The 6,832-nt window shown below is 61.7% G+C and carries 6 protein-coding genes and 1 pseudogene; 5 read left to right on the top strand and 2 right to left on the bottom strand.

Annotated features, from left to right (window positions below; genetic code table 11):
- Positions 1-321: 321 nt before the first annotated feature.
- Positions 322-1,236, top strand: coding sequence for a phosphotriesterase family protein (locus EFQ99_RS32510; RefSeq protein ID WP_126925088.1), 915 nt, complete (start codon positions 322-324; stop codon positions 1,234-1,236).
- A gap of 231 nt (positions 1,237-1,467) precedes the next feature.
- A complete protein-coding gene (locus EFQ99_RS32505; RefSeq protein WP_126925087.1) occupies positions 1,468-1,662 on the top strand; it encodes a hypothetical protein in 195 nt (64 codons plus the stop codon).
- Positions 1,663-1,685: 23 nt separating this feature from the next.
- On the opposite strand, the gene EFQ99_RS32500 is transcribed toward EFQ99_RS32505, so the two are convergent.
- Positions 1,686-2,504 (bottom strand): alpha/beta fold hydrolase, encoded by an 819-nt coding sequence (locus EFQ99_RS32500; RefSeq protein WP_126925086.1) that lies wholly within the window; start codon positions 2,502-2,504, stop codon positions 1,686-1,688.
- Positions 2,505-2,763: 259 nt separating this feature from the next.
- Here EFQ99_RS32500 and EFQ99_RS32495 point away from each other — a divergent pair, with 259 nt between their 5' ends.
- Together EFQ99_RS32495 and EFQ99_RS32490 are read left to right on the top strand one after the other, a co-directional pair.
- The gene (locus tag EFQ99_RS32495; protein WP_126925085.1) at positions 2,764-3,690 is read left to right on the top strand and encodes a LysR family transcriptional regulator; all 927 of its coding nucleotides are present in this window, start codon (positions 2,764-2,766) and stop codon (positions 3,688-3,690) included.
- Positions 3,691-3,692: 2 nt separating this feature from the next.
- Positions 3,693-3,991 (top strand): annotated as a pseudogene (locus EFQ99_RS32490) (response regulator); the annotation flags it as partial.
- A gap of 367 nt (positions 3,992-4,358) precedes the next feature.
- On the opposite strand, the gene EFQ99_RS32480 reads toward EFQ99_RS32490, so the two are convergent.
- Positions 4,359-5,780, bottom strand: coding sequence for an aminotransferase-like domain-containing protein (locus EFQ99_RS32480; RefSeq protein WP_126925084.1), 1,422 nt, complete (start codon positions 5,778-5,780; stop codon positions 4,359-4,361).
- A 168-nt stretch (positions 5,781-5,948) separates the two neighbouring features.
- On the opposite strand from EFQ99_RS32480, the gene EFQ99_RS32475 reads away from it, so the two are divergent.
- A complete protein-coding gene (locus tag EFQ99_RS32475; RefSeq protein ID WP_126925083.1) occupies positions 5,949-6,812 on the top strand; it encodes a DMT family transporter in 864 nt (287 codons plus the stop codon).
- Positions 6,813-6,832 lie beyond the last annotated feature (20 nt).

The following is a 6,832-nucleotide window of genomic DNA, read 5'->3' as shown; positions in this document are numbered from 1 at the left end:
GCTAAGAAGGTGACGATCCGACAACCAGCTGCCGGGCGGGCGGCCACCCGCCCGGCAAGCGTCAGTATCCTACATTTTTCTTATCCAAGAAGGTGCCGGCAGGCGGATGAGGGGGCCACGCGGCACGCCATTCGAGGCGATGCTGCGGATCGCACCTCAGCTGGTCGGAGTGCCTTGCGGCCAAAGATGATGATCGAAGGCCCGCCAAATGGAATCAGAACGCAATTACTCCGCCGCTATCTTCCGGCGAGCGATTGATTTCGCCACCCGACGATCTAGTTTCGCGGCAGTGTCGAGGCTGTGTCGGTGGGGGAGAAGACTTTGAAACATCTGCGCACGACGCTCGGGCTCAAGAGCAAATCCGAGCTTGGGATGATCCTGCCGCACGAGCACGTCTTCGTCGATCTCAGGACACCCGACCAGCCAGGTTATGCCGAAGCCAACACCGAAGACGTCGTTCGGCTGATGGCGCCGGAAATCGAGAAGATCAAGAAGCTTGGAGTGACCGCCCTGGTCGAATGCTCGACCGGCGGCGTCGGACGCCGTGCGGATATCGATCTTGCCGTGTCGCTTGCGACGGATTTTCCGATCGTCGTTCCGACAGGCAATTACCGCGAGCCCTGGATTCCCGAATGGGTCCGCCATGCTTCCGAAAAGCAGCTGGAGGCGTGGATGCTGCGCGAGCTGACGGATGAGATCGGCGAGACCGGGTTCCAGGCAGGCTGGATCAAGCTCAGCGCCGGCGACGATGACATGACGGCGCTCGAGACGAAAATCCTGCGGGCAGCCGCGCGCGCCGCGGCGCAGACGGGCGCGGTCATCGGCAGCCACACGATCAAGGGGCGGGTCGTCATGGATCAGCTCGATGTCATCGAGGCCGAGGGCTATCGGGCCGACAGGTTCATCTCGATCCACACGCAGGAAGAAAAGGACTTCGCCTTAAATGTCGCCGTTGCCGAGCGGGGCGCCTGGATCGAGTATGACCATGTCGGCCGCGCCGGGGATGACGAGGTAGCCGAGCTGGTGATCAAGGCGCTGGAGGCAGGCTGCGGCGACCGCCTATTGCTGAGCCATGATCGGGGCTGGTTCGATCCGGCGCTGCCGATGGGCGGGACACCCAAGCCGTACACGCACCTTTCGACGGTCTTATTGCCCGAGCTGAAACGGCGGGGCGTGGATGATGGGACGCTGATGCGCCTGACCCACGACAACCCGTTTGAGGCTTTCGCCCGGTAAGGGGAGTAGCCGCGCGGCTAAATGCGTGCGTGTGCTCATGCAATTATTGAACGTACAGGCGAATTTACTCCGAGCGCCGGCGGCCGAGAGAGCCTCATCCTGAGGGCGAGGGACGAGGGGGCGCTTCTGCGTTCAATGAATGGAAGGATGACCCTTCGGTAACCGGTGTTCCATCACCACGTTGTCCTTACCGTCCTAAAGGTTCCTGTCGGCCCTAAGGGGACTTTTTCGTTGTCGAAGGAGATGGCGGCTTTGCACCTTCATTTCAGCCGTTCAGACACTATGGTCAGTGTCCCAAAAGCTGCCATCGAGCTGAGCGCAATAAAACTCAAAGACGGCAGCAACGCCAGCCATGCTGGCCTGTCGATGGCGACAGGTGTCACCCGGCACTGCCGGGTGACAGATCGTGCGGCCGACGTTGGGTGAAGGCCGCGGTCCGGTCGATGTCGTCAAGACCTGATGAACGAGAGCAGGTCGGGGTTGAGGACATCTGCATGTGTGGTCAGCATGCCATGGGGGTAGCCCGGATAGGTCTTCAGCGACCCGTTCTTGAGCAGGTCGACCGCACGCGGCACGGAGCTTGCAAAGGGGACGACTTGATCGGCCTCGCCATGCATCACCAGCACCGGCACGGTGATCTTCTTGAGGTCTTCGGTATAATCTTCCAGCCAAGAGTCGACAGTCGCGTAGTGAGCCAGGGCACCACCGGCCATGCCCTGGCGCCACCAGTTCGCAATGATCGCCTCCGAAGGCTTCGCCCCATCGAGGTTGTAACCGTAGAACGGGTTCTCAGGGACGAACCGGAAGAACTGCGACCGGTTGCCCAGCACGCCCGCGCGGATCGCTTCGAACCACTCCGGCGGCTGACCGGACGGGTTTTCCTCGCTCCGGTACATGTTCGGCGTCAGGGAAGCGACCAGTACCGCCTTCGCGACGCGCTCTTGGTGGCGGGCGACATAGCGAGCCACCTCACCGCCACCCGTGGAGTGGCCGATGTGGATCGCGTCGCGCAGGTTTAGGTGCTCGGTCAGGGCCGCGAGGTCGGCAACCCAGTGGTCCATGTCGTTGCCGGTGCCGGGCTGGTCGGATCGGCCGTGGCCGCGCCGGTCGTGGGCGATCACCCGGTAGCCGTGGTGAAGGAAGAAGGTCATCTGGGCGTCCCAGTCGTCCGCCGACAGCGGCCAGCCGTGGCTGAAAACGATCGGCTGGCCTGAGCCCCAGTCCTTGTAGAAGATGTTTACGCCGTCCGTGGTGGTTATTGTAGGCATCGCGTCGCTCCATTTTCGCTGTTAAGCATTCATTTGAAGATCATAATTAATCAATTAGAGCCATTCATCCACGCGCTACTGCGATAGGCTTTTGGACATTTAGCGTCCCCTCTCCGATTGGACAGAGTTGTTTGCGAAATACTCCGGCGAGGCGCGTTCGACTATACCCCGAAATTGCGACGTTAATTAAATCCCTCTTTTATCGCAGACAAATACCTTGTACGTTCGAGCTATGCCTTGAAGGTATAGCGAGGGCCCGATGGAACTGAGGCATTTGCGCTATTTTGTTGCTGTTGCGGAGGAGGGAAGCTTACTGACCGCAGCAGAGCGGCGGCTTCACACGTCCCAGCCCTCACTCAGCAGGCAAATTCGCGATCTGGAAACCGAAGTCGGTGTAAAACTATTGGAACGGCAGTCGCGCGGCGTGACGCTCACCGCCGCCGGCAAAGTGTTTCTTGATCACGCGCGGCTGGCGTTATTGCAAGTCGAGGCGGCTGCGGAAGGGGCCCGGCGGGCAGAACGGCCGGAAAAGCAGTCGTTCACTATCGGTTTTCTCGCAGGGCAAGAGGTCGTGTGGCTACCCCATGCATTGCGCATTATTCGTGAGGAAGCGCCGGAGGTTGAGATCATATTGTCCAGTCAGTCTTCCCCGGACCTTGCTCTGGCACTGATGCGAGGCAAGCTGGACGTCGCTTTCCTTCGCCCCGAGACGCAGAGTGTTGGTGTGTCCTTCAAATTTTTAGCCAAGGAGCCACTGATCGCCGTGCTGCCGGCGGACCATCGCTTGACGTCGCGCAAAAAGATCCAGCCGCAGGACCTTGCCCGCGAAACTTACGTCAGTTCGGCTAGAATTTCTCCCGTACTGCAATCCGTGATCCAAGATTACGCCTCGAACGTTGGGATCACACTCAAGGCAGAGTACGAAGGCGAAGGCCTGCCATCAGCAATGTCGCTCGTCGTGTCTACAGGCGGAATAACGCTTATTCCGCTTTATGCGCAAAATATGCTGACGCCAAATGTCGTTGCCAGAGCACTTGAGGGTGTGCCTCCGACAATTGATCTCACCTTAGGATACAACGATTCAAATTCCTCACCTTTGCTCCGTCGATTTTTGTCTCGCTCTGATGAATTGGTCGCCAACGTCCAAAATCAGAGCATCATCCGCTATGCTGAAGTTCCACAGTAGACAGGACGCTCGAGGCTGCAAACGGCGCAGAGGGCTTAGAAATGATCCTGTCGAAATGGCCCGACATCGTCGTCAGCGACATCAACTGCTGGCGGAAATCCAGATGAACCACCCGCAATTCTCCAACGTCCCTTTCATCCTGCTGACCGCACTGACCGACCGCGAAAACACGCTCGCGGGTCTCCGAGGCGGCGCAGCGGACTATCTGACCAAGCCGCTCGACTTCGACCTGCTGCTCGCCAAGCTGGAAGGCTGCGTCACGCGGCTGGAGAACGACAGAGCGGTCAACCGGTCGTATTGATGGGGGGCGGAGCCCGAAAGATCTCGTCCTTAGATGCACACAGCGTACGAGGATGAGGGACGTTGGAGAATGCCGCGTTCGCAACAGGGGCGTTGGCTGATTCCCGTGCCGGCGTGCCGTGTGACACCCCCCTCTGGCCTGCCGGCCATCTCCCCCACAAGGGGAGAGATCGGCTGGGCGCACGGGTTTCCCCAAGTAATCAACGTTGCAGCACGGCGAAACGGTAGATGGGTAGGAAGCGTAAGCCACTTGTGATCTCCCCACCTGTGGGGGAGATGCCCGGCAGGGCAGAGGGGGGTGCCACTCGGCATGACCTTTCGGTCGTTCTGATGTCTTTGCGTCTTTGTAGAGATCCAGCGCGTAAGCTTTATCGTGCGGTCTTTCTCAACACATCCTCCAACACCTCGAACACTCTCGGATCCAGCGTCTGCGACACGTTGAACCGCATGAAATTCGTCGCCGATTGCGAGAGGCTGAAGGCATTGCCCGGGGCCAGCACGATCCGCTTTTCCAATGCCGCCCGCGCCACGTCAGTCGCATCGATGCCGTCAGGCAGGCGGCACCAGAGGAACATGCCGGCCTGGGGCTCCAGCCAGGGGGTGATGCCGAGGCCCTTCAGCCGGGCCGAGACCTCGCCCATTGTGCGGGCGAGCCGCTGCCGCAGTGTTTCCATGTGTTTGCGGTAGCTGCCGTCGCTTAAGGCATTCAGCACCAGCTCGGCCGTCATCCGGCCGCCGCCGAAGGAGGTGGCGATCTTGAGGTCGGTGAGGCCGTCGATCCATTCGGGTTTGGCGGCGACGAAGCCGCAGCGGGCCGAAGCCGAGAGCGTCTTGGAGAAGCTGCCGATGTGGATGACGCGCTCGAGCCCATCGAAGGCGGCAAGGCGCGGGGCCGGCGTCTGTTCGAAATCGGCGAAGATATCGTCCTCGATGATGGTCAAGTCGAACTGGTCGGCGAGTTTGAGGACGCGGTGGGCCGTGACCGGGGAGAGCGTGGCGCCTGTTGGATTGTGGATGGCCGAGTTGGTGATGTAGAGCCGTGGCCGATGCTCGGCGACGACCTCGGCGAAACGCTCGAGATCGGGGCCCGAAGGCGTATAGGGCACACCGACGATCTTTGCCCGGTGGGCGCGCAGGAGTGCATGGAAATTGAAATAGCAGGGATCGTCGACCAGCACGGTATCGCCGGGTTCGAGCAGGAAGCGGCAGAGTAGGTCGATCGCCTGGGTGCCGGAGTCGGCAAGCAGGATCTGATCCGGCGAGGCCTCGATGCCGCGTTCGCCCATGCGCCGCGAAATCAGCTGGCGCAAGGGCGGCAGGCCGAGCGGCGAGCCGTAATCGGCAAGTGCCGGGCCGTCGGCGCGGGCAAGCGTCCGGAGCGCCCGGCGCATGCTTTCCCCGGGCAGCCAGGAGGGCGGCAGCCAGCCGCAGCCGGGCTTCAGGTCTGATACATCGGCCTCCAGCGATTGCCGCGAGATCCAGAAGGGATCAACGGCGCGGTCGAGTTTCGGCCCAGCTTCGGCGAGCGCGAAGGGTGCCGCTTGATTGGCGACGTAGAAGCCCGAGCCCGGCCTTGAAAGGATCGCGCCCTCGGCGACCAGGCGCTCATAGGCATCGACGACGGTAGAGGTCGAGAGCTTCATGCTGGCTGCGAGGCTCCGCACCGAGGGCAGCCTTGCGCCCGGCGTCAGGCTGCGCCCGGCAATGCGCTGCCGGATCGTCGCCATCACCATCTCGACACGCGTGCGTGCTGCGCTCTCTTCGTTCATCTGTACTGCTTTCTGCATCATAACAGTTTTGCGAAATCGTATCAGACCGTCCCTGTCATGGCTATCGGCATTGGCGGATAAGGATGGATGGCGCGTTCCTCGGAATCTGATTCAGGTAACGCGCCTTAGGTTATTGTTTTTATGCATGCCGCTCACCCGGCATGCAGTTGGAAGGAAGTGCGGCGCATCATGGAACGTATGACGGCAGGATGGATCAATGGTTTGATCGGGGTGGTGATCTTCAGCGGCTCGCTGCCGGCGACCCGCGTGGCGGTGGCGCAGTTCGATCCCGTTTTCCTTACCGTGGCGCGCGCGGCGATCGCCGGGCTGCTGGCGCTCTGCCTGCTGCTCGTCTTCCGGCAGAGACGGCCGACCGGGCGCGAAATCCTCTCCCTTGCCGTCGTGGCACTCGGCGTCGTGGTTGGTTTTCCGCTGCTGACGGCACTGGCGCTGCAGCACGTCACATCGGCCCATTCGATCGTATTCGTCGGCCTGCTGCCGCTTGCCACGGCGAGCTTCGCAGTGATCCGCGGCGGCGAACGGCCGAAGCCGGCTTTCTGGATTTTCTCCATTCTCGGCAGCGCGCTGGTGGCGGGTTTCGCCCTGATGCAAGGGCTGACGGCCTCGCCGGTCGGCGACCTCTTGATGCTGGCGGCGATCCTCGTCTGCGGCCTCGGTTATGCCGAGGGCGGCAGGCTGTCGCGCACGCTCGGCGGCTGGCAGGTGATCTCCTGGGCGCTGGTGCTGTCGCTGCCTGTGATGATCGCGGTCGCGTTCCTTTACCGGCCGGCGAGTTTCGCCGGGATCGAGATGCCGGCGCTCGCGGGCCTTGCCTATGTCTCGCTGTTCTCCATGCTGATCGGCTTCATCTTCTGGTATCGCGGCCTCTCGCAGGGCGGCATCGCTGCCGTCGGCCAGCTGCAGCTGCTCCAGCCCTTCTTCGGCCTGGCGCTCGCCGCCACGCTGCTGCACGAGCCGGTGACGTGGGCGATGCTTGGCGTGACGGTCGCCGTCATTCTCTGCGTGGCCGGGGCAAGGAAATTTGCGCGCTGAATTCGGGGCGGCGGTCACAA

Origin of the sequence: Rhizobium vallis, assembly GCF_003985155.1 — a bacterium.
GTDB classification, from domain to species: domain Bacteria; phylum Pseudomonadota; class Alphaproteobacteria; order Rhizobiales; family Rhizobiaceae; genus Rhizobium; species Rhizobium vallis.
Note: the sequence above shows the minus strand (reverse complement) of the source record. Positions and strands in the feature narration are given on the sequence as shown.